This window comes from Streptomyces sp. NPDC001502, from assembly GCF_042894785.1.
GTDB lineage: Bacteria > Actinomycetota > Actinomycetes > Streptomycetales > Streptomycetaceae > Streptomyces > Streptomyces kutzneri.
Genome location: NZ_JBIAVW010000025.1, coordinates 1 through 19,107, shown reverse-complemented (window position 1 = coordinate 19,107; position 19,107 = coordinate 1). Strand labels below are relative to the sequence as shown.

The window sequence follows — 19,107 nt, the reverse complement described above, 5'->3', positions numbered from 1 at the left end:
CAGGCGTCGCACCGGTTGTCGTCGTCGGGCCGGTCGGTCACCGCTGGCCTCCTGTGGTCGGGGCGGCGTGGGCGGGGGTCACGGCGCGGGGTCCGGGGTCGCCGGGGGCTCGGGGGCGGCCGCGCTCAGCGCCGGGGCGGGGTCGGAGGGGACCGGGGCGCGGTCGCCCGCGGGGTCGCCGCCCGGGCCGGACGGGCGGGCCGCGGTGCCCGGGCGGGCCGAGGCCACCACCGCCCACAGGACCCAGATCACGGCGACCAGGGCCCGTACCCAGGCGGGGCTCAGGGGGGTCCAGGGGATCATCAGGACGGCCTTGTCGAAGGCGTCCAGCAGGGTGAGCCCGGCCAGCAGCAGGGTCAGGCGGGCCAGCCAGGGGCGGGCGGGGCGCAGGACCAGGCCGGCGCCCGTCCACCACAGGCCGAGCAGGAGGAGGGCGAGTGCCGGGACGAAGGTGGCGGTCAGGGGCATGGTGGAGCCCGCCACGTCCAGGACCAGACCCGCCAGCCCGGCCAGCGTTGCGGCCGTGCCCAGCCGGGAGCCGCGCAGGCGGCGCCACCACAGGACGCCGCCGACGAGCAGCAGCACCGCGGCCACGGCCAGCGCGAGCTGGGTCTCCACCCGCTCCAGTCCGCGCGCGCCGTACCAGTCGCAGCCGGACGGGAGTTTGCGCGCCTGGACGTTGTAGTCCGCGCAGACGAGGAGTTGGGCCAGCTTGACCGGTTCGCCGACCAGGCGGGCGGACGCCCCCGAGACCTCGCCCCGGCGGTCACCGCACTGCGGAACCGCGCCGGGGGTGGAGCCGTCGGGTCCGTCCTGCCAGCAGTTGGCGCGCCCCTGGCCGTCCCACCACACGTCCGTGCCGTTGGGGCGGGCGGCGCCGGACTTGTCCTTGCCCATGACGTTCCCGGCGTACCGGTTGTGGTGGGAGGTGTCGGTCTGCTTCGACCACGCTTCCTCACCTCGGATGAAGGCGGGGACCGCGCTGAGGAAGAAGCCCGCGCGCCGGTGCCCGTACACCCAGTTGTTCTCGTAGAGGTTCCAGTTGCCGCCCGCGGTGATGATGCCGGTGCCCGGCGGCATGGAGATCTGCGGGCAGACCACGCCCCGCTCGTAGCCGCGTTCGATCGGCGGTTTGGCGCAGGTGCCGTCGGCGACGAACCCGTAGTAGTCCTGGTTGTTGTCGTGGATCAGGTTCCGTTCGAACTTGGCGTGGTTCTGCGGGAGTCCGGGGTGGCCGGGGAAGGCGCTGTCCATCGAGGCGCCGCCCATGTTCTGGTCGAACTCGTTGTCGTGCACCCACACCGAGTCGCCCGCGGTGCCGGAGTAGCCGACCATGTTGTGGTGGCTGCGGCAGCCGGTGATCTCTATGGAGTACCGGGGGACCTCGTAGCCGCGGCCGTCGTTGATGTTCGAGGCGCTGCCCGGGTAGATGCCGGAGTCGCCGTTCCCGTACGACTCGCAGTTCTTGTAGAGCCCGTGGTCGCTGGCGAAGGTCAGAAAGCCGTACTCGTCGTTCCAGCGGGTCAGCACGTCGTCGATGACGAAGCCGTCGCCCGCGAGCACGTACAGCGAGTTGAAGGTGGTGCGCTGGGCGGTGAAGTTGCGGAAGTAGATGCCGTTGGACTTGTCCGCGCGGATGGCGTTCAGCTTCTGGTACTTGGCGTCGACGACCACGTCGAGCCGTGACGCGCCCGTGCCCTCGATCTGCAGGTTCGTCTTGCCGAGGATGGCGACGAGGTTCTGGTTGTGCCGGCACTGCACCTGCTGCTCGTAGGACAGGATCTGGTACCCGAGCGAGGACTGGGGGGCCTTGAGCGCGGCGCACTCCCCTGTCGGCGTGGGGAGCGAGGGCTCCTCCTCGTACAGGCCGGGGAGGATCGCGATGTTCATCCCGGGCCGGTCGACGGCGTCGACGGCCTCCTGCAGGTGTCGGTAGCCGCTCTTCTCGCACCGCTCGTACAGGGCGAGGTTGCGCTGCCTGAGGTCGTCGGGGAAGGCAGATATCCGGCGCTCGAAGGCGGGCCGGTCGGTTTTGCAGACGATCAGGTCGGGCTCGGCCGTGCGGTACTCGGGTACCGATCCGGAGCCGTCCGGGAGGGTGATCGGGCGCTCCTCGTGCGCGCTGGCGGCGGGCGCCGCGACGAGGAGGGACAGAAGGGCGAGAAGGGCGGCGAGGAGCGCCGCCGGCACGGCAGGGAACCTGCGGGTCCACGACATGCGCGTGAGAGTAGAGCAATGTTCATCTTTTGGGATCCCCCTCGACCGAATCCGTGTTCCGGCAGCTCCGTCCGCACGCCCGTCGCCCCCTCCCCCATTTCCGGCCTTTCCCGCCGATCTCCGGACCGGGCGCGGATCCGCCGTTGACGTGCGAGCCGCGGAATCCTACTGTCGACCATAGGATTCCTTCGACGGAGCGGGAGCAGCACATGAGCGAGCAGGCCAGGAAGACGGCAGAGGCACTGGAGTACCTCACCGGCTTCGGCAACGAGCACAGCTCGGAGGCCGTCCCCGGCGCACTGCCGATCGGCCGGAACTCGCCCCAGCGCGCACCCCTCGGCCTCTACGCCGAGCAGCTCAGCGGCAGCGCCTTCACCGAGCCCCGCACCCACAACCGGCGCTCCTGGCTCTACCGGATCCGCCCCTCGGCCGCGCACCCGCCCTTCACCCGGATCGACAACGGGGCCCTGCGTTCCGCACCCTTCACCGAGTCCGTGGCGGACCCGAACCGGCTCCGCTGGAACCCGCTGCCCGCCCCGGTCCCCGGCACCGACTTCCTCTCCGGCCTGTGGACCCTCGGCGGCAACGGCGACGCCGCCCAGCGCGCCGGCATGGCCATCCACCTCTACGCCGCCAACGCCGACATGACCGACCGGGTGTTCAGCGACTCCGACGGCGAGCTGCTGATCGTCCCCGAGCGCGGCGGACTGCTCCTGCGCACCGAGCTGGGCCTGCTCGCCGCCCGCCCGGGCGACATGGCCCTCATCCCCCGCGGCGTCCGCTTCCGCGTCGAGCTGCTCGACGCCGACGCCCGCGGTTACATCTGCGAGAACTACGGCCAGCCCTTCGAGCTGCCGAACCTGGGCCCGATCGGCGCCAACGGCCTCGCCGCCGCGCGGGACTTCCAGGCCCCCGTCGCCGCGTACGAGGACAGCGAGCGCCCGACCGAGGTGATCAACAAGTTCTGCGGCAACCTCTGGTCCGCCACCTACGACCACTCGCCGCTCGACGTGGTCGCCTGGCACGGCAGCCACGTCCCGTACGTGTACGACATGCGCCGCTTCAACGTCCTGGGTTCGATCAGCTACGACCACCCCGACCCGTCGATCTTCACGGTCCTGACCTCGCCCTCCGACACCCCGGGGCTGGCGGGCGTGGACTTCGTGGTCTTCGCCCCGCGCTGGCTGGTCGGCGAGGACACCTTCCGTCCGCCCTACTTCCACCGCAACGTGATGAGCGAGTACATGGGCCTCATCGAGGGGGCCTACGACGCCAAGGCCGAGGGCTTCGTCCCGGGCGGCGGCTCGCTCCACAACATGATGTCCGCGCACGGACCCGACCACGAGACCTTCGAGCGGGCGAGTGCGGCCGAGCTGAAGCCGCAGAAGATCGACGACGGCCTGGCCTTCATGTTCGAGACCCGCTGGCCGATCACCGCCACCCCGCAGGCGGCCGGCGCCGATCACCTCCAGCGCGGCTACGACGACGTGTGGCAGGGTCTGCAGCGCCACTTCCGCGCCTGACCTGCACTGCATACGCTGCATGCGCGGTACCCGCACCCTGCATGCGCCGCACGCCACCCCTGTCCAGCCTTCGGAGATCCACCCGTGACCGCCTTCGCCCCCGACTCGCTGGTACTGAACCGGAAGCTGCCGCTCTGGTACCAGGTGTCGCAGTCACTGCGCGCCTCGATACTGGGGCGCACCCCGGACGCCTCGCTGCGCCTGCCCACCGAGGAGCAGCTGGCCGGACACTACGGGGTGAGCGTGCTGACCATGCGGCAGGCGCTCAAGGAGCTGGAGGGCGAGGGCCTGATCAGCCGGCACCGGCGGCGCGGCACCTTCATCGAGCCGGGCGCGCTGCGCAGCACCCCGGTCCGGCTGCTGGGCTCGGTCGACGCGATCGTGGCGCAGCAGTCGGGCGACCGCACGACGATCCTCGGGCGCGGCCGCACGGCCGTGTCCGGGGAGCTGCTGGAGCACTTCCCGGACACGGCCGAGGTGGTCACGTACCGCCGCCTGCGCCACGACCGGGAGAGCGGCGAGCCGACGAACTGGGCGGAGAACGCCGTCCTGCCGGAGTTCGCCGAGGCGGTGGATCTCGCCGATCTCGAACGCTGGCCGATGACGAAGGTCCTGCGGGACATCGTGGGGGTCCGCATCAGCCGGATCACGGACACGGTGGAGGCCCGGCTGGCCGACCCGGAGACGGCCGAGCTGCTCCAGGTGCCGTTGCTGAGCCCGATCCTGCACTACACGGGCGTCACGTACGACGAGGACGGCCGGGTGGTGGACGTGGCCCGGATCCGCTACCGGGGCGACCGGTTCTCCTTCACCGTGACGGTTGACGCGCACTGACGCCGCTCCTGCGACGCCCCCTCTGACGACCGCTGACGGCCGCTGCCGTCCGCTGACGTCCTCCAGCGCCCTTCGGCGCCCTTCGGCGCCCCTGCGACTGGCCGCGACTACTTCTCGTCGTCCTCCCTGGTGCGTTCGCCCTCCGCCTGGGACGGCGTGGTCCGCATCGTCTGGGGGTGCCGTTGCTTGCGCTGGACCTCGTCCATGTCCTCGTCGAGGCGCTCGCCCTCGGCCTGTGACGGGGTCGTGTATTCGTCGTACTGGCTCATGACCGCCTCCCCGGTCGATACCGTACGTATGCGTACATAAGGAGCCTAGCTCTTCGGCCTGGACGTAGCCCGGCCATCGGATCCCGTCGCTACCATCGGCGGCGTGAGCGAAGACGTACCGCTGATCGAGGACCTGATGCCCTGGTCCGTGGGCGGCCTGCGCCTGGGCCGGGACTGGGTGGCCGCACCCGATCCGGCGGCCCTGCGCGCCCGCTGGGCCGCCCTGACCGGCTCCGAAGGCGCCGAGCGGGAGCGGCTGTTCCGCCCGAGCCGCAGCCGCAGGCCAGACGCCGGGGCGGCCGCCCTGCCGGGGCAGCGCTCGGCGGCCACGGCCCGTTTCGCCGACGCCCCGGGCCCCTGCCCCGACCCCGTACGGGTGCTCCGCGACCCCTTCGACGAGCAGTGGCTGCTGCCCGACCAGCGGCTCATCGACGCGGCCCGCCCCGAGCTCTGGCGGGTGCGGGACGAGCACCAGCTGTTCCTCGTCGAAACCCCCGATCCGCTGGTCACCGCGCACCTCCCGGTCGGCCGCCTCGGCCGGATCCGCCCCCTGCACCGGCGCCCGGGCGGCGCCGAGCCGAATCTCGCACCCGGCCTGCTGTCCCTGCTCGGTGCGCGCCACGGCGGCCGGGTCACCGCCGAGGACGTCCTGTGCTGGATCCTCGCGGCGGGCCGCCCGGGCCCGCGCGGGTACGAGGTCCCGCTCTCCGCCGGCTCCGAGCACTGGCGGGCCGGGCTGGAGCTGGGGCACCGGCTGCTGAGCGTGCAGCTGCGCGGCGCGCGCGGCGGTGAGCCGCCGCGGCTGCCCGGCGGGCGCCGCCCGTACGTGCGCTCGGCGGTCGCGGGCTGGCCGCGGGAGCTCGCGTACGACGCGGAGAGCGAGACGCTGAGCCTCGGGAGCGGGACGGTCTCCCCCGTGCCGGCCGGGGCCTGGGCGTACGAGGCGCAGGGCGTGCGGGTGCTCCCGGCCTGGTTCGCCGCCCGCACCGCACACCGGGGTCCGGACGCCGACGGCCTGGCCGCGCTGGGGCCTGCCGAGTGGCCGCAGAGCTGGACCTCGGAGCTGCTCGCGCTGGTGACCACGTTGGCGCTGCTGGCCGAACTGGCCCCGGAGCGGGCCGCGTTCGAGCCCGGGCCGGCGCTGTCGGCGGAGGCGTTGCGGGCGGCCGGGGTGCTGCCGCCGCCGGCCTGGGCCCGGCGCCCGGCTTCGGTGCTGGACCACCAGGAGGAGGGCCCGGGCGGGCAGTTCGCCCTCCTCTGAGGATCCAGGGAGGGGCGACACGACGCCCCCTAGGCTCCCCAGGCCCCCAGCAGCCGGGACACCGTACGGTCGAAGACCTGGTCCATGTCGAGCCCGGCGCCCGGGACCGGGCCGCCGCCACCGAGGGCCGCCGCCAGCCGCGGATACTCCCCGGTGGCCAGCCGGGAGCCGAGCCAGGCCGTCCGTACGCGCTGCTCCTCCGCCTCGCCCCAGGGCAGCGACCGGGCCCGTTCGGCCAGCGCCAGCTCGCTGGCCACGTAGGTCGCGACGGTCCCGTTGACGGCGGCGACGAGCTCCAGCTTCTCGCCGTCCGGCACGTCGAGCGGAGCCAGGCAGTCCAGGCTGTACTCCAGGTAGCGCAGGGCGTTGGGACCGAAGCCGTAGACGGGGCTCAACAGGCGCGGCAGCCAGGGATGGCGGTGCATCAGCGCGCGCGTCCGGCGGGCCAGCGCGAGCAGGTCGGCCCGCCAGTCGCCGGTCGGCGCGGGGAACTCGTACTCCCCGCTGGCCGCGTCGACCATCAGCTCGTACAGGTCCTCCTTGCGCGGCACGTAGTTGTAGAGGGACATCGTCCCCGCGCCGATCCCGGCCGCCACGCGGCGCATGGAGACGGCCTCGATCCCCTCCTCGTCGGCGATGCGCACCGCCTCGGACGCGATGGACTCGCGGCTGTGCGCGGGCCTGGGGCCGCGGCCGGCCCGCTGGGGGCGGGACCAGATCACTTCGGGTTCAGCGGGTCGCCCGCCGGCTGTCATGGCTCAGATCACCTCGTCGTCTCCCCACCATCTTAGTTACGTACGCCGTACGTAGTGAGGTACGGTGGCACGCATGACGACTACGTACGCTGTACTTAGTGAGGGTCTGGAGAAGAGCTACGGGGAGGTCCACGCCCTGCGCGGCCTCGACCTCGCCGTCCCCGAGGGCACGGTCTGCGGCCTCCTCGGCCCCAACGGCGCGGGAAAGACCACCGCCGTCCGGATCCTCACCACCCTCACCGCACCCACCGGCGGCCGCGCCCTCGTCGCCGGTCACGACGTCACCCGAGATCCCGCGGCCGTCCGCCGCGCCATCGGCGTCACCGGCCAGTACGCCTCCGTCGACGGGGATCTGACCGGCCGTGAGAACCTCCGGCTCTTCGCCCGGCTGGCCGGACTGCGCGGCTCCGCGGGCCGGGCCCGCGCGGACGAGCTGCTGGAGCGCTTCGGGCTCGGCGAGGCCGCCGACCGGGTGACCGGCACCTGGTCCGGCGGTATGAAGCGGCGCCTGGACCTGGCCGCCGGCCTGGTCACCCGCCCCCGGGTGCTGTTCCTCGACGAGCCCACCACGGGCCTTGACCCGGCGGCCCGCGAGCAGATCTGGACGGCGGTGCGCCGGCTCTCCGAGGAGGGCACCACGGTGCTGCTCACCACCCAGTACCTGGAGGAGGCCGACCGGCTGGCCGGCGAGATCGTGGTCGTCGACCGCGGCCGGGTCGCCGCCACCGGCACTCCGGACCGGCTGAAGGCCAGGATCGGCGCCCGCGCCGAGGTCACCGTCGCGCAGCGCGGGGCGCTCGCCCGCGCCGCCGCGGTACTCGACCAGCTCACCGGCGGTCGGCCCGTGCTCGACGAGGAGCGGCTGACCGTCGGCGTCACCGTCCTCGACGGCGCCCTCACCCTGCCGCGGATCATCCGGGAACTCGACACCGCCGGGGTCCCGGTCACGGACGCGACCCTGCGCCCGCCCACCCTCGACGAGGTGTTCCTGCGCCTCACCCAGGCCCGTTCCGTCAACGCCGACGCCAACGCCAACGCCGACATCAATGCCGGCATCAACGCCGATGCCGACGCCGACGCCGGTACCAGCGCCGACGATCAGGAGTACGCCGCATGAGCACCCTGCTGTCAGACGGCGGAGCCGTCCTCACCCGCCAGCTCCAGAAGGCCCGGCACGCCCCGGCGCTGCTGGTCCTCACCCAGACCATGCCGATCACCATGCTGCTGTTCTTCGGCTACGTCTTCGGCAGCGCGCTCGCCATGCCGGGCACGGAGTACCGGGAGTTCCTGGTCCCCGGGCTGCTGGCCGCCACCGCCGCGAACGGCCTGATGACCGGCATGTTCACGGCCGCGCAGGACGCCCACCGCGGGGTGATGGACCGTTTCCGGACCCTGCCGATGAGCCGCACCGCCGTACCGCTCGGGCAGACGGCCGCCGATCTGCTGACCACCGGCGCGTCGATGGTGCCGCTGATGCTGGTGGGGCTGCTGATGGGCTGGCGCATCGAGAACGGCCTGCCCGGCGCGCTGGGGGCGCTGGGCGTGCTGCTGCTGTTCCGCTTCGCCACCGCGTGGGTGGGCACGTACCTCGGCCTGCTGAGCAGCAGCGAGGAGGCGGCCGGCCAGCTCGGCAGCGCCACCTTCGTCCTGCCGATGCTCTCCAGCGCGTACCTGCCGACCGCGGGGCTGCCCGGGTGGCTGCGGGCGGTCGCCGAGTGGAACCCGATCAGCGCCGTCGCCACTGCCGTGCGCGAGCTGTGCGGGAACGCCGGGGGCGAGGCCGCGGCCGGCGCCGCCTGGCCCGCGGCGCACCCCGTGGCCGGGGCGCTGCTGTGGTCGGGGCTGCTGCTCGCGCTGTTCGTACCACTGGCCACGCGCCGGTTCGCCCACGGCGCCCGGTAGTGGCCGTCATATGTGATCAATGGCGCGCATCGCCGCCGGCGTGGTGACAGCGGCCCGCCGACCCGGTAGGCAGGGCCCATGGCTACCGAACCACTCCCCCTGGACGGCATCACCGTCGTCGCCGTCGAACAGGCCGTCTCGGCCCCCTTCGCCACCCGCCAGCTCGCCGACCTGGGCGCCAGGGTGATCAAGGTCGAACGTCCCGACGGCGGCGACTTCGCCCGTGCCTACGACACGGCCGCGCACGGCCTCGCCTCGCACTTCGTGTGGGCCAACCGGGGCAAGAAGTCGATCGCGCTCGACCTGAAGGACCCGCGCGGCCGGGAGGTCCTGCACGGACTGCTGGCCGGGGCCGACGTCTTCGTGCAAAACCTCGCGCAGGGGGCGGCGGCCCGGCTGGGGCTCGACTCGGCCGCCCTGTGCGCGCGGTACCCCCGGCTGGTCGCCGTGGACGTCTCCGGCTACGGCGCCGAGGGCCCGTACGCCCACAAGCGCGCCTACGACATGCTCGTGCAGTGCGAGGCGGGCCTGGTCTCGGTGACCGGCACCCCGGAGCGGCCGGTCAAGGCGGGCATTCCGGCGGCGGACATCGCGGCGGCCATGTACGCCTTCTCGGGGGTCCTGGCCGCTCTGCTGCGCCGCGGGGTCACCGGGCGCGGGGGCCGGGTGGAGGTGTCCATGCTGGACGCGCTCGCCGAGTGGATGGGCCATCCACTGCACCACACGATGCACGGCGGGGAACAGCCCGCGCGTACCGGCCTCGCGCACGCGGTGATCGCGCCCTACGACGCCTACGCGACGGCGGACGGGGACCGGGTGCTGCTGTCGGTGCAGAACGACCGCGAGTGGCGGCGCCTGGCGCAACAGGTACTGGAACGGCCCGAGTTGGCCGAGGATCCGGCGTACGCGACGAACGCGGCGCGCACCGGGAACCGGGAGAAGACCGACGCGGTGGTGGCGGAGGCGCTGGGCCGGCTCGGCGCGGACGAGGCGATCGGGCGGCTGGAGGCGGCGGGCATCGCGTGCGCGCGGCTGAATTCGGTGGCCCAGCTGGCCGGGCATCCGCAACTCGCGGCCCGGGACCGCTGGCGGGAGGTGGATTCACCGGCCGGTCCGCTGCGGGCCTTGCTGCCGCCGATCGGACTGCCGGGCGGCGCGGCACCGCACATGGGTGCGGTGCCCGCGCTGGGCGAGCACACCGAGTCCCTGCTGCGCGCCCTGGGGATGGCGGACGCACAGATCTCGGAACTGCGCCGGGACGGTGTGATCGGGTAGGGCCGGGGAGCCGGAGGCCGAGGGCCGACGGCTGCGGTACGGGGAAGGTTACGAGCGGCGGCTGCCGAAGAGCGTGCGACGCAGACGGCGCAGCGGCGCGAAGAGCGAGACGCGCGCGCTCCGGCTCCGCAGGCGGTGCGTGTGGTCGCGGGAGGTGAGCTCGCGCATCAGCAGCGTCGCCTCGGCGGTCTCCCGGTGCGGGACGGCGGGACCGCCCAGCACAGAGAGGTGGCGGTCGAGGCGCGAGCTGGTCGCACTGCTGCCGCAGGTGATGGCAGGCACGCGAGGCGGCCTGCTGCGCATTGCTATCTGTTCCATGTTCTCTCCCCACCCGTACGAGGGCACCCGGCCCGGGCAGGTTAACCCTATCGCCCCCGCGTCGCCCCCGGGTATCCCGGTGGTGTGAATTACCCCTGTGGCGACGGGGAGTTGACGATTACTCAGCGGAGTCGCCGATTACTCTCCGCACAGACGTCACGCTGCGAAAGGCCCCTGCGCCAGTCCCGTCACGACAGGGGCCACTTGGCCCACACTGCGCTAACTTGGAGTGATCGCCCGATGACACCCGGGCGCACGGGAGCACACTCGGGGGCGCGCGTGAGTGACCAATCGAACTCCGATCGTGTCATCTCGGGCCGCTACCGGCTGCTCGAACCGATCGGCCGCGGCGGGATGGGCATCGTGTGGCGGGCCCGCGACGAGGTACTCGCCCGCGAGGTCGCCGTCAAGGAGGTACGGGCGCCGGCCGGACTGGAACCCGCCGAACTGGAGCGGCTGTACCGGCGGCTGGAACGGGAGGCCTGGGCCGCGGCCCGGGTCTCGCACCGCGGGGTGGTCACCGTCTACGACGTGGCCTCCGAGGGCGGACGCCCCTGGATCGTGATGGAGCTGGTGCGCGGGCTCTCGCTGGCGGACGCACTGGAGGCCGAGGGGCCGATGACCCCTCAGCGGGCCGCGCACATCGGGGAACAGGTGCTCGCCGCGCTGCGCTCCGCCCACGACTCGGGGGTGCTGCACCGGGACGTGAAGCCGGGCAACGTCCTGATCGCCAACGACGGCCGGGTGGTGCTCGGCGACTTCGGGATCGCGACCCTGGAGGGCTCCTCGGCGATCACCATGACGGGCGAGGTGGTCGGCTCCCCCGAATTCCTGGCGCCGGAGCGGGCGTTGGGACGCGATCCGGGACCCGCATCGGACCTGTGGGCGCTCGGGGTCATGCTCTATGCCGCCGTCGAGGGGGTCTCGCCCTTCCGGCAGGCCACCGCGCTGGACACCCTGCGGGCCGTGGTGGACGCGGAGTTGCCGCCGCCGCGCCGGGCCGGGGCGCTGGAGCCCGTACTGGAGGGGCTGCTGCGCAAGGACCCGGCCGAGCGGCTGGACGCGGCGGAGGCGGCCCGGATGCTGCGCGTGGTGGGCGCGGGCGGGACCGTACGGGCCCCCGGCGGGCCGGTGTCGGGGCCGGACTCGCCGACGACCACGGCGGCGCACCACGGGCACGCAGCGCACCACGGGCACGGGGCGGGCGAGCCGCACCCGGCGCCGTACGCGGCGCATGCGGCGCCGTACGGGACGCCGCCGCCACCGGCCCTGTCCGGGCCGGGGGCGCGCGAGAGCCGGGCCGGGCTGGTGCTGACGGCCGGGATCGTGCTGATGCTGCTGGCCCTGGTAGCGGTGGGGTGGCTGCTGCTCAAGGACCGCGAGAACACGGGCGGGAAGGGCGGCGGGAACGGCGGCGCACCGACCGGCTCGGCGACCACCGCCCGGACCGTCACGACGACCCCTTCGACGGCTCCGCCGGCCTCGGCGTCGGTGTCGGCGTCCGCTCCGGCCACACCGGGGCAGCACGTCTCGGTGTACGTGGACACGGTGCGCTCCTCCTACACCGGCAGCTGCCCGCCGCCCGCCGCGGACGCGCCCGCCTTCACGGCCACCGTCGAGGTGGAGCGCACCCCGGTCGTGCTGGAGTACCGCTGGGCCACGCGGAGCGGGCGGACGTCCGGCCCCGACTGGCGCTCCGTCACGTACGAGGAGGGCGGTCCGAGGAGCCGGCGGCTGGAGCACACGGAGCTCACGCACGAACCGGACGGGGTCTTCGAGGACGCAGTCCGGCTGGAGGTGCGGGGACCGGCCGAGGTGACCACCCAGTGGGTGGCCACCTCGGTGACGTGCCGGAAGGAGACCCCGACGAGCGGGGCCCCCTCCCCCGGGCCGAGTCCGTCACCGGCCTCGCCGACGGCAAGCGCTCCGGCGGCTCCCGGGACCGGCGCGCCCGATCGGACCGTCAGGACGGACCGGACGGACCCGATGGACCCGATGGACCGGACGGACCGGATGGATCAGCCGGACCGGATGGATCAGCCGGAGCGGGCGGATCAGCCGGGCCGCGCGGACGGGGAGAACCGCGCGGACCAGGAGTACCGGGCCGATCAGGCGGCGTTCGTGAAGACCGGCAGGTAGCCGCCGGACTGTCCGGCCGCGGTCGGGTGGTACGACTCGCCGATGTTCAGCCAGTTGACGCTGTGCAGCCACGCGTTGCCGGAGCAGATCTCGTGACCCGTGAAGGCTCCGGCGACCGAGGCGAAGGTGAAGCCGTGGTTGGCGGCGCGTTTGGCGATGGCGGCGTTGAGGTAGTCGGCGGCCCCGTTGATGGCGGCCCGCTCGCCCTCGGTCAGGCCGGTGGTGCAGGTGCCGTTCAGCTTGTAGAAGCGGGGGTAGCCGAGGACGACGACGTGCGCGCCGGGCGAACGGCTGTCGATGGCGTTGTAGACCTGGTCGAGCTGGCCGGGGAGGGTGGAGTCCACGTAGGCCTTGGCCTGGTTCACGCGGTTGACGCAGGTGGATTCGGACTGCAGGACGCAGGTCGTCATGACGTCGGAGAATCCGGCGTCGTTGCCGCCGATGGTGATGCTGACCAGGTCGGTGCCGGAGTTGAGCGGGGCGAGCTGGCCCGCGAGGACATCGCCCGTGCGAGCGCCCGAGCAGGCGGTGAAGGAGAAGGTCTGGGGGGAATGGGCGGCGGCCCACAGGGCCGGGTAGGCGCGGGTGGTGCGCTTGCAGTTGCCGCTCGCGCCGTCGTAGTTGCCGGCGCCGACGCCGGAGGAGTACGAGTCGCCGAGGGCGACGTAGCCGAAGTCGGCCCGGGCGGTGGCGGCCGCCTGGCCCGCGCCGAACAGGGTGGCGCCTGCGGCGAGTAAGAGGGAGGAGGTCAGGGCAGCGAAGCGCGACAGTTTCATGCTCATGTGTGCGGCTCCTTGTGGGGGTTACTCCTGAGTCCGTGGTACAAGCAGCCGAGGTTCGCTGGAAGTGTCCATGCCAAGAATGTTCAGGGCAGAGTTGAAGCCCGAACCTTCACTCCGAATGCGTTTGAAGAGGGAACTTGGGCACCCGATCCAGCGAAACACGGGTGCACGAGGGCACCGTGTGCCGGATCATGGGCGCCATGTCAGCCAACCCGCATGACGCGCTGCCGATCCGGCTCAACGTCGACGACAGCGACTCACCGTCGGACGTCGTCGACGCGCTCTTCCTCGGCCGGTTCGCGTCCGGCGAGCAGCCGTACTCGCACAGCGTGTCGATCGAGCGGGTCAAGGCGGAGGCCACTCTCCTGCCGCCGGAGGCCACGGTGTTGCGCTCGGCGCGCGACAGCGACCGCAGCGCCACCCTCGCCGAGGGCGAGGGCTGGACCATGCTCGTCTCACGCTGGAGCCGGGGCGCGGACGTCACCGTGACGGCGGTCAGCGACGAACTCGCCGCCGGTGTGCTCGGCAAGGCCACGGAAGGCGTCCAGGACGAGCCCGAACCGCAGCCCGAGAACGTCACGATGGGCTTCTGGTACGTCTCCCCGCGCCGCGGCCCGTACCGGACGACCCGCCAGATCGCGGCCGGGACCTGGGCGGAGGTACGGCCCAACTACACCGCGCCGGTGGCCGGGGCGATGGACCGGCTGATGAAGGTGACGCCGGACGACATCGCGGGCCGGCTGCTCCTGCTGCACGGGCCGCCCGGCACGGGCAAGACCTCGGCGCTGCGCACGCTGGCCCGGTCCTGGCGCGACTGGTGCCAGGTGGACTGCGTCCTGGACCCGGAACGGCTGTTCAACGACGTGGGCTACCTGATGGACATCGCGATCGGCGAGGACGAGGGCACGGCGAAGGGCCGCTGGCGGCTGCTGCTGCTGGAGGACTGCGACGAGCTGATCCGGGGCGAGGCCCGCCACACCGCCGGGCAGGCGCTGTCCCGCCTGCTGAACCTGACGGACGGACTGCTGGGGCAGGGCCGCAACGTCCTGGTGGGGGTCACCACCAACGAGGACCTGGAACGGCTCCACCCGGCGGTGGTCCGCCCGGGGCGCTGCCTGGCCCGCATCGAGGTCGGCCGGCTGACCCACCGGGAGGCGGTGGACTGGCTGGGCACGGACGAGGGCGTCTCCCGCGAGGGGGCCAGCCTGGCGGAGCTGTTCGCCCTGCGCCGCGGCACGGGCCCGGCGGCGATCCTGCCGCCACAGCCGCACAGCTCGGAGGCGGGGCTGTACCTCTAGCCTCCGGCGCGGTGGGCGGTTCAACGGCCCGGCCGCACAGCTCGGAAGCGGGGCTGTACCTCCAGCCTCCGGCTCGGTGGGCGGTTCAACGGCCCGGCCGCGCCTCAATCGCCGGCAAGGCTCGTTTTCCAGCCTCTCCGGCGTTCGAGGCGTGGGGGCCCGGGGCAGCGCCCCGGCGACCGGCCGGGGGGGCCGGCGTACCGCGCTCCGGGGCCCGTGCCTCACACGCCGTCGAGGCCGGGGTTACGCCCGGACCGGCCCGCGCGGGGCCTGGGGTCACACGGCCTGACCAGCGGAGGCTACGTGGCGGCGTACCGCGCCCGGAGGGCGTCCGTGGCCGCGGCGAGGGCTTCGGCCTGCGTCAGGCCGAGGCGGCGGACCCGGTCCGCGTACGCCTGCGCGGCGGACGCCGCCTCGCGGGACACCGCGTCCCCGGCGGCCGCGATGAAGGTCCCGTTCCGGCCCCGCGTCTCGATCACCGCGTCCGCCTCCAGCGCCCGGTAGGCCTTCGCGACCGTGTTGGCGGCCAGCCCCAGCTCCTCCGCGAGGCCCCGTACCGTCGGCAGCTTGAAGCCCGCCGGGAGCTTCCCCGACCGGGCCCGGTCGGCGATCTGCGCGCGCAGCTGTTCGTACGGGGCGGCCGACCCGGCCGAGCCGTCGATGGTGATCTTCAGGTTTGTCGAGGTCACGCGGGTGATTGTCCACCATCGGCGGTTAATTGGGAGGCGCACGCCGCGAAGGCGCACGTAGCGTCTGCCACATGACCGTATCGATCCGCGACCTCCGCCCCGGCGACCACTCGGACGCGGAGTCCGTCGTACGGGTACGCCGCGCCGCCCTGCCGTTCATGATCACCACTGCGGAGGGGGTGGCCTTCGAGCTCTCCTGCGCCCACCCGGCGAAGCACCACCGGATCCTCGTCGCCGAGACCGCGGACGGCCGGGTCATCGGCACCGCCCAGGTCGGCATCGTGCACGACAGCCCCGAGCCCGGCCAGTCGTACGTCAACGCCTACGTCGATCCCGCCCACCGCGGCCTCGGCGCCGGCGCCCTCCTGCTGCGCACCGCCGAACAGCACCTCGCCGCGCGGGGCGCGGTGGACGTGTACGCCTGGGTGCTCGACGAGCCCGCCCCTCGCGCCTTCGCCGAGCGGCACGGATACCGCCCCGGCCGGTCGGCGCACTTCCTGCGCCTGGACCTGGCGGCGGCCACGCTGCCCGAGCTCCCGCGGGACCTTCCGGCCGGGGTCGAGCTGCGCCCCGGTTCAGCCTTCGCCGCCGACCCGCGGCCGCTGTTCGAGGCCGACGCCGAGACGACCGCCGACGAACCGGGCGATCTCACGGCGGAGCTCGACGACTACGAGGACTGGCTCGCGCACATCTGGAACAGCCCGTCCCTCGACAAGGAGCTGACCACCGTCGCCCTGGTCGACGGCGTCGTGGCCTCCTTCACCGCGGCGCAGACCGACGGCGGGACCCGCTACGCCTCGGCGATGACCGGCACCCTGCGCGCCTTCCGCGGCCGGGGGCTGGCCAAGCTCGCCAAGACGGCCTCCCTGCACCGGGCCCGCGCGGCCGGGTACACCGAGGCCTTCACCGGCAACGACGCGGGCAACGGCCCGATGCTCGCCGTCAACGAGTGGTTCGGCTACGAGATCTGCGCGACCGAGACGCGCTACACGAAGAAACTGGAGACCCCGTGACCGCACAGCTGACCGTCGTCCTGACCAAGGCCGGACGGACCAAGATCCGCTACCCGGCGGCACAGGTCGCCGACGACGGCGACCGGATCTCCGTGCGCGCCCCATGGGCGGCGGAGGGCGTTCGGGACTTCGGCTTCGTGCGCTTCGAGCCGGGCGACGTGTTCGTCGAGCACTTCTGGCGGACCCGCTGGTACGCGGTCAAGGAGGTGTGGACCGCGGGCGGTGTCCTCAAGGGCTGGTACTGCGACGTCACGCGGCCGGCGCTGGTGCAGAGCGGGGAGATCCTCGTGGAGGACCTGGACCTCGACCTGTGGGTCTCGGCGGACGGGAGCTCCGTGCTGCGGCTGGACGAGGACGAGTTCGCCGAGAGCGGGCTCGCGGCGAGCGACCCGGAGGCCGCGGCCCAGGCCGTACGGGCCCTCGACGCGCTGGACGACCAGGCCCGGTCCGCGGCCGGCCTTTCCGCGCTCCTCTCGTAGCCCGGGAACGCGGGACGCGGGGCGCGGGGCGCGCGGCGGCCCTCCCGTGGGGAGCCGGGAGGGCGCCGGGCCCGGGATGGTCCGGGGCCACACCATACGCACGGGCCTCAGTGGCCCGATAGGCATATGACAGGGGATATTCCGGATCCCCGGCGGGCCGGCGCAATCCCCCTCGCCCCAGCCACCCAGCCGCGCAGCCCTCATCCCCGATCCCCGAGGAACCGAGCATGCCCGTCCACACCGCCACCCCGCTCGCCGAGGCGGCCCCCATGCCCGAGAGGGTCTGGTACGCCTCCTACGGGTCCAACATGCACATGGACCGCCTCGCCACGTACATCGCCGGCGGGACCCCGCCGGGTGCGGCGCGCACGTACCCCGGCTGCCGGGACCACAGGGCGCCCGAGCGCTCGATCGCGGTCGAGCTGGAAGGCCGCCTGTACTTCGCCACGGAGTCCCCGGTGTGGACGGGGGGCCGGGCCTTCTACGACCCCACGGCCCCCGGGCGCATGCGCGGACGGGCGCACCTGGTGACGGTCGGCCAGATGTCCGACATCGCCGCACAGGAGATGTACGAGGAGCCGGGCGCGGACCTGGACCTGACGGCGGCCCTACGGGACGGTCGTGACGAGCTGGGCCCGGGTCGGTACGAGACCCTGATCTGCCCGGGCACGATCGAGGGCATCCCCATGCTGACCTTCACCGCGCCGTGGAGCCTTCAGGACGTCGAGGTGCTCAACCCGTCGGGCGCATACCTGCGCTACCTGGCCGGCGGCCTCCTGGAGTCCGGCCCTTGGGAGGAGCAGGACATCGCCGACTACCTGGCGGCCTGCCCCGGCGCCGCCGGCAACTGGACGGCCGCACAGGTGAGGAACCTCCTGACGACCGACACCGGCCGGTGACGCCCTGCCGAGCCCACTTCCTGAGGCGGCTCTTGTCCCTGGCTTAAGGGGACCCTAAGGATCCGCTCCGGTGGGCCCGACGTGGCAAAACCCGTGGTCGGGGCGGCTAGCTTGGCCGGGCCAGGACAGGAAGGGCCCGTCGTGGCGCCGCCGGGGGGCGGCGCACCGCGGGGCCCGATTCCGCCGGCACGCCCCTGCCTTGTGCCCGAAGGAGATCACCCATGCCCGCACGCCGCCGCACCGCCGTCACACTGACCCGTATCGCCGCCGCCGGGCTGGCCCCGCTCGCGCTGGCCGCGTACGCGGCGGCTCCCGCGGTCGCCCACGGATCGATGACGGACCCGGTCAGCCGGGTGGCCGCGTGCTACGCCGAGGGACCGGAGTCCCCGAAGTCGGCGGCGTGCAAGGCGGCGGTGGCGGCCGCCGGGACGCAGCCGTTCTACGACTGGAACGCGGTGAACATCGCCAACGCGGCCGGCAACCACCGGTCGTTGATCCCGAACGGCCGGCTCTGCTCGGCCGGCAACGACAAGTACCGGGGGCTGGACCTGGCCCGTGCCGACTGGCCGGCCAGCCCGATGGCCGCCGGCGCGCACACCTTCCGCTACAAGGGCACGGCCCCGCACAAGGGTTCCTTCGAGCTGTACGTGACGAAGGACGGCTACGACCCGACCAAGCCCCTGGCCTGGTCCGACCTGGAGCCCGCGCCGTTCGCGAAGGTCACCGACCCGGGCATGCAGAACGGCGACTACGTCTTCTCCGGGACCGTCCCGAACAAGTCGGGCCGCCACCTGATCTACAGCATCTGGCAGCGCTCCGACAGCCCGGAGGCCTTCTACACCTGCTCGGACGTGGTCTTCGGCAAGGACAACGGGGGCGCGGGCGGCGGCAACGGCGGCGGCTCCGGTACCGGTACCGGTACCGCTCCGACCACCGGGACGGGCGCCAAGCCGACCGGCAAGCCCAGCGACAGGCCGGGCGACAAGCCGGGCGACAAGCCGGCGGACAAGCCCTCGGCCCCGACCGACCAGCAGATCTCCGACGGCGCCGGCAAGTCCACGGTGGAGCACAGCGGCCACGGCGACAACGACCCGAAGACGAACAGCGCGACGGATGCCGCCGCCGTCCCGCTCGCGGCCGGCCCCTCCTCGCCGGCCCCGGCCAAGGAGAACCTCGCGGAGACGGGCGGCAGCAGCGCCACCCCGACGATCGCGATCGCCGGGGCCGCCGCCCTGGCCGTCGGCGCGGCCGCGCTGTTCGCAGCCGCCCGCCGCCGCACCGCGCGTACGGCGACAGGCCGCCACGGCCGCTAGGGCGTGTTTTAAAAGTCCCGCCTGGCTCGCGGCGCCTGGCACCGCACCTCGCCGCGTTGTCGGAACGCCCGCTTACGTCCAGTAGGCGGGCGATCCTCCGCCTTGCGATGCACGGCACCAGACGCCGCGAGCCGCGCCCTT

General features: G+C 73.4%; 18 protein-coding genes. 12 read left to right on the top strand and 6 right to left on the bottom strand.

The annotated features are described in order from the left end of the window. Positions 1-78: 78 nt before the first annotated feature. The gene (locus ACFY0D_RS32895; protein WP_390801607.1) at positions 79-2,217 is read right to left on the bottom strand and encodes a right-handed parallel beta-helix repeat-containing protein; all 2,139 of its coding nucleotides are present in this window, start codon (positions 2,215-2,217) and stop codon (positions 79-81) included. A 209-nt stretch (positions 2,218-2,426) separates the two neighbouring features. On the opposite strand from ACFY0D_RS32895, the gene hmgA reads away from it, so the two are divergent. Continuing rightward, positions 2,427-3,740 (top strand): homogentisate 1,2-dioxygenase, encoded by a 1,314-nt coding sequence (hmgA, locus tag ACFY0D_RS32890; RefSeq protein WP_390801606.1) that lies wholly within the window; start codon positions 2,427-2,429, stop codon positions 3,738-3,740. A gap of 84 nt (positions 3,741-3,824) precedes the next feature. Further along, positions 3,825-4,574, top strand: coding sequence for a GntR family transcriptional regulator (locus ACFY0D_RS32885; protein WP_390801605.1), 750 nt, complete (start codon positions 3,825-3,827; stop codon positions 4,572-4,574). 107 nt (positions 4,575-4,681) lie between these two features. On the opposite strand, the gene ACFY0D_RS32880 is transcribed toward ACFY0D_RS32885, so the two are convergent. Continuing rightward, positions 4,682-4,843 carry a hypothetical protein gene (locus tag ACFY0D_RS32880; protein WP_266598284.1) on the bottom strand — a complete coding sequence of 54 codons (162 nt, stop codon included), beginning with the start codon at positions 4,841-4,843 and terminating at the stop codon, positions 4,682-4,684. Positions 4,844-4,979: 136 nt separating this feature from the next. On the opposite strand from ACFY0D_RS32880, the gene ACFY0D_RS32875 reads away from it, so the two are divergent. Then, complete coding sequence (locus tag ACFY0D_RS32875; RefSeq protein WP_390801668.1) at positions 4,980-6,104, top strand: type ISP restriction/modification enzyme; 1,125 nt, start codon at positions 4,980-4,982, stop codon at positions 6,102-6,104. A gap of 29 nt (positions 6,105-6,133) precedes the next feature. Here ACFY0D_RS32875 and ACFY0D_RS32870 read toward each other — a convergent pair whose 3' ends face one another. Beyond that, positions 6,134-6,859, bottom strand: coding sequence for a TetR/AcrR family transcriptional regulator (locus ACFY0D_RS32870; protein ID WP_390801604.1), 726 nt, complete (start codon positions 6,857-6,859; stop codon positions 6,134-6,136). A 73-nt stretch (positions 6,860-6,932) separates the two neighbouring features. Here ACFY0D_RS32870 and ACFY0D_RS32865 point away from each other — a divergent pair, with 73 nt between their 5' ends. The 3 genes from ACFY0D_RS32865 to ACFY0D_RS32855 all read left to right on the top strand — a co-directional run bounded on the left by ACFY0D_RS32865 (position 6,933) and on the right by ACFY0D_RS32855 (position 10,036). Then, complete coding sequence (locus ACFY0D_RS32865) at positions 6,933-7,976, top strand: ATP-binding cassette domain-containing protein (protein ID WP_390801603.1); 1,044 nt, start codon at positions 6,933-6,935, stop codon at positions 7,974-7,976. Continuing rightward, a complete protein-coding gene (locus ACFY0D_RS32860; RefSeq protein ID WP_390801602.1) occupies positions 7,973-8,761 on the top strand; it encodes an ABC transporter permease in 789 nt (262 codons plus the stop codon). The genes ACFY0D_RS32865 and ACFY0D_RS32860 overlap by 4 nt, the downstream gene beginning before the upstream one ends. A 78-nt stretch (positions 8,762-8,839) precedes the next feature. Continuing rightward, a complete protein-coding gene (locus ACFY0D_RS32855) occupies positions 8,840-10,036 on the top strand; it encodes a CaiB/BaiF CoA transferase family protein (protein WP_390801601.1) in 1,197 nt (398 codons plus the stop codon). 48 nt (positions 10,037-10,084) lie between these two features. Here ACFY0D_RS32855 and ACFY0D_RS32850 read toward each other — a convergent pair whose 3' ends face one another. Then, the gene (locus tag ACFY0D_RS32850; protein ID WP_030723188.1) at positions 10,085-10,354 is read right to left on the bottom strand and encodes a hypothetical protein; all 270 of its coding nucleotides are present in this window, start codon (positions 10,352-10,354) and stop codon (positions 10,085-10,087) included. 279 nt (positions 10,355-10,633) lie between these two features. On the opposite strand from ACFY0D_RS32850, the gene ACFY0D_RS32845 reads away from it, so the two are divergent. Next, positions 10,634-12,493 carry a serine/threonine-protein kinase gene (locus ACFY0D_RS32845; protein ID WP_390801600.1) on the top strand — a complete coding sequence of 620 codons (1,860 nt, stop codon included), beginning with the start codon at positions 10,634-10,636 and terminating at the stop codon, positions 12,491-12,493. Here the strand turns inward: ACFY0D_RS32845 and ACFY0D_RS32840 are convergent. Further along, on the bottom strand, positions 12,463-13,269 hold the full coding sequence (locus tag ACFY0D_RS32840) for an SGNH/GDSL hydrolase family protein (RefSeq protein ID WP_390801667.1): 807 nt from the start codon (positions 13,267-13,269) through the stop codon (positions 12,463-12,465). The two genes, ACFY0D_RS32845 and ACFY0D_RS32840, sit on opposite strands and share 31 nt — an antisense overlap. Positions 13,270-13,475: 206 nt before the next feature. Here ACFY0D_RS32840 and ACFY0D_RS32835 point away from each other — a divergent pair, with 206 nt between their 5' ends. Then, a complete protein-coding gene (locus ACFY0D_RS32835; RefSeq protein ID WP_301372125.1) occupies positions 13,476-14,573 on the top strand; it encodes a DUF5925 domain-containing protein in 1,098 nt (365 codons plus the stop codon). Between the two features lie 299 nt (positions 14,574-14,872). Here the strand turns inward: ACFY0D_RS32835 and ACFY0D_RS32830 are convergent, their stop codons facing one another. After that, positions 14,873-15,262 carry a GntR family transcriptional regulator gene (locus ACFY0D_RS32830; RefSeq protein WP_390801599.1) on the bottom strand — a complete coding sequence of 130 codons (390 nt, stop codon included), beginning with the start codon at positions 15,260-15,262 and terminating at the stop codon, positions 14,873-14,875. 71 nt (positions 15,263-15,333) lie between these two features. On the opposite strand from ACFY0D_RS32830, the gene ACFY0D_RS32825 reads away from it, so the two are divergent. From ACFY0D_RS32825 to ACFY0D_RS32810, 4 genes are all read left to right on the top strand, one after another. Next, positions 15,334-16,275: a GNAT family N-acetyltransferase gene (locus ACFY0D_RS32825; RefSeq protein ID WP_390801598.1), complete on the top strand. Its 942-nt coding sequence runs from the start codon at positions 15,334-15,336 to the stop codon at positions 16,273-16,275. Next, a complete protein-coding gene (locus ACFY0D_RS32820; protein ID WP_301372122.1) occupies positions 16,272-16,754 on the top strand; it encodes a DUF402 domain-containing protein in 483 nt (160 codons plus the stop codon). Before ACFY0D_RS32825 ends, ACFY0D_RS32820 begins: the two co-directional genes overlap by 4 nt. Positions 16,755-16,981: 227 nt before the next feature. After that, entirely contained in the window at positions 16,982-17,653 is a 672-nt protein-coding gene (locus ACFY0D_RS32815; RefSeq protein WP_390801597.1) for a histone deacetylase, read from the top strand. Between the two features lie 221 nt (positions 17,654-17,874). After that, complete coding sequence (locus ACFY0D_RS32810; RefSeq protein ID WP_390801596.1) at positions 17,875-18,966, top strand: lytic polysaccharide monooxygenase; 1,092 nt, start codon at positions 17,875-17,877, stop codon at positions 18,964-18,966. Positions 18,967-19,107 lie beyond the last annotated feature (141 nt).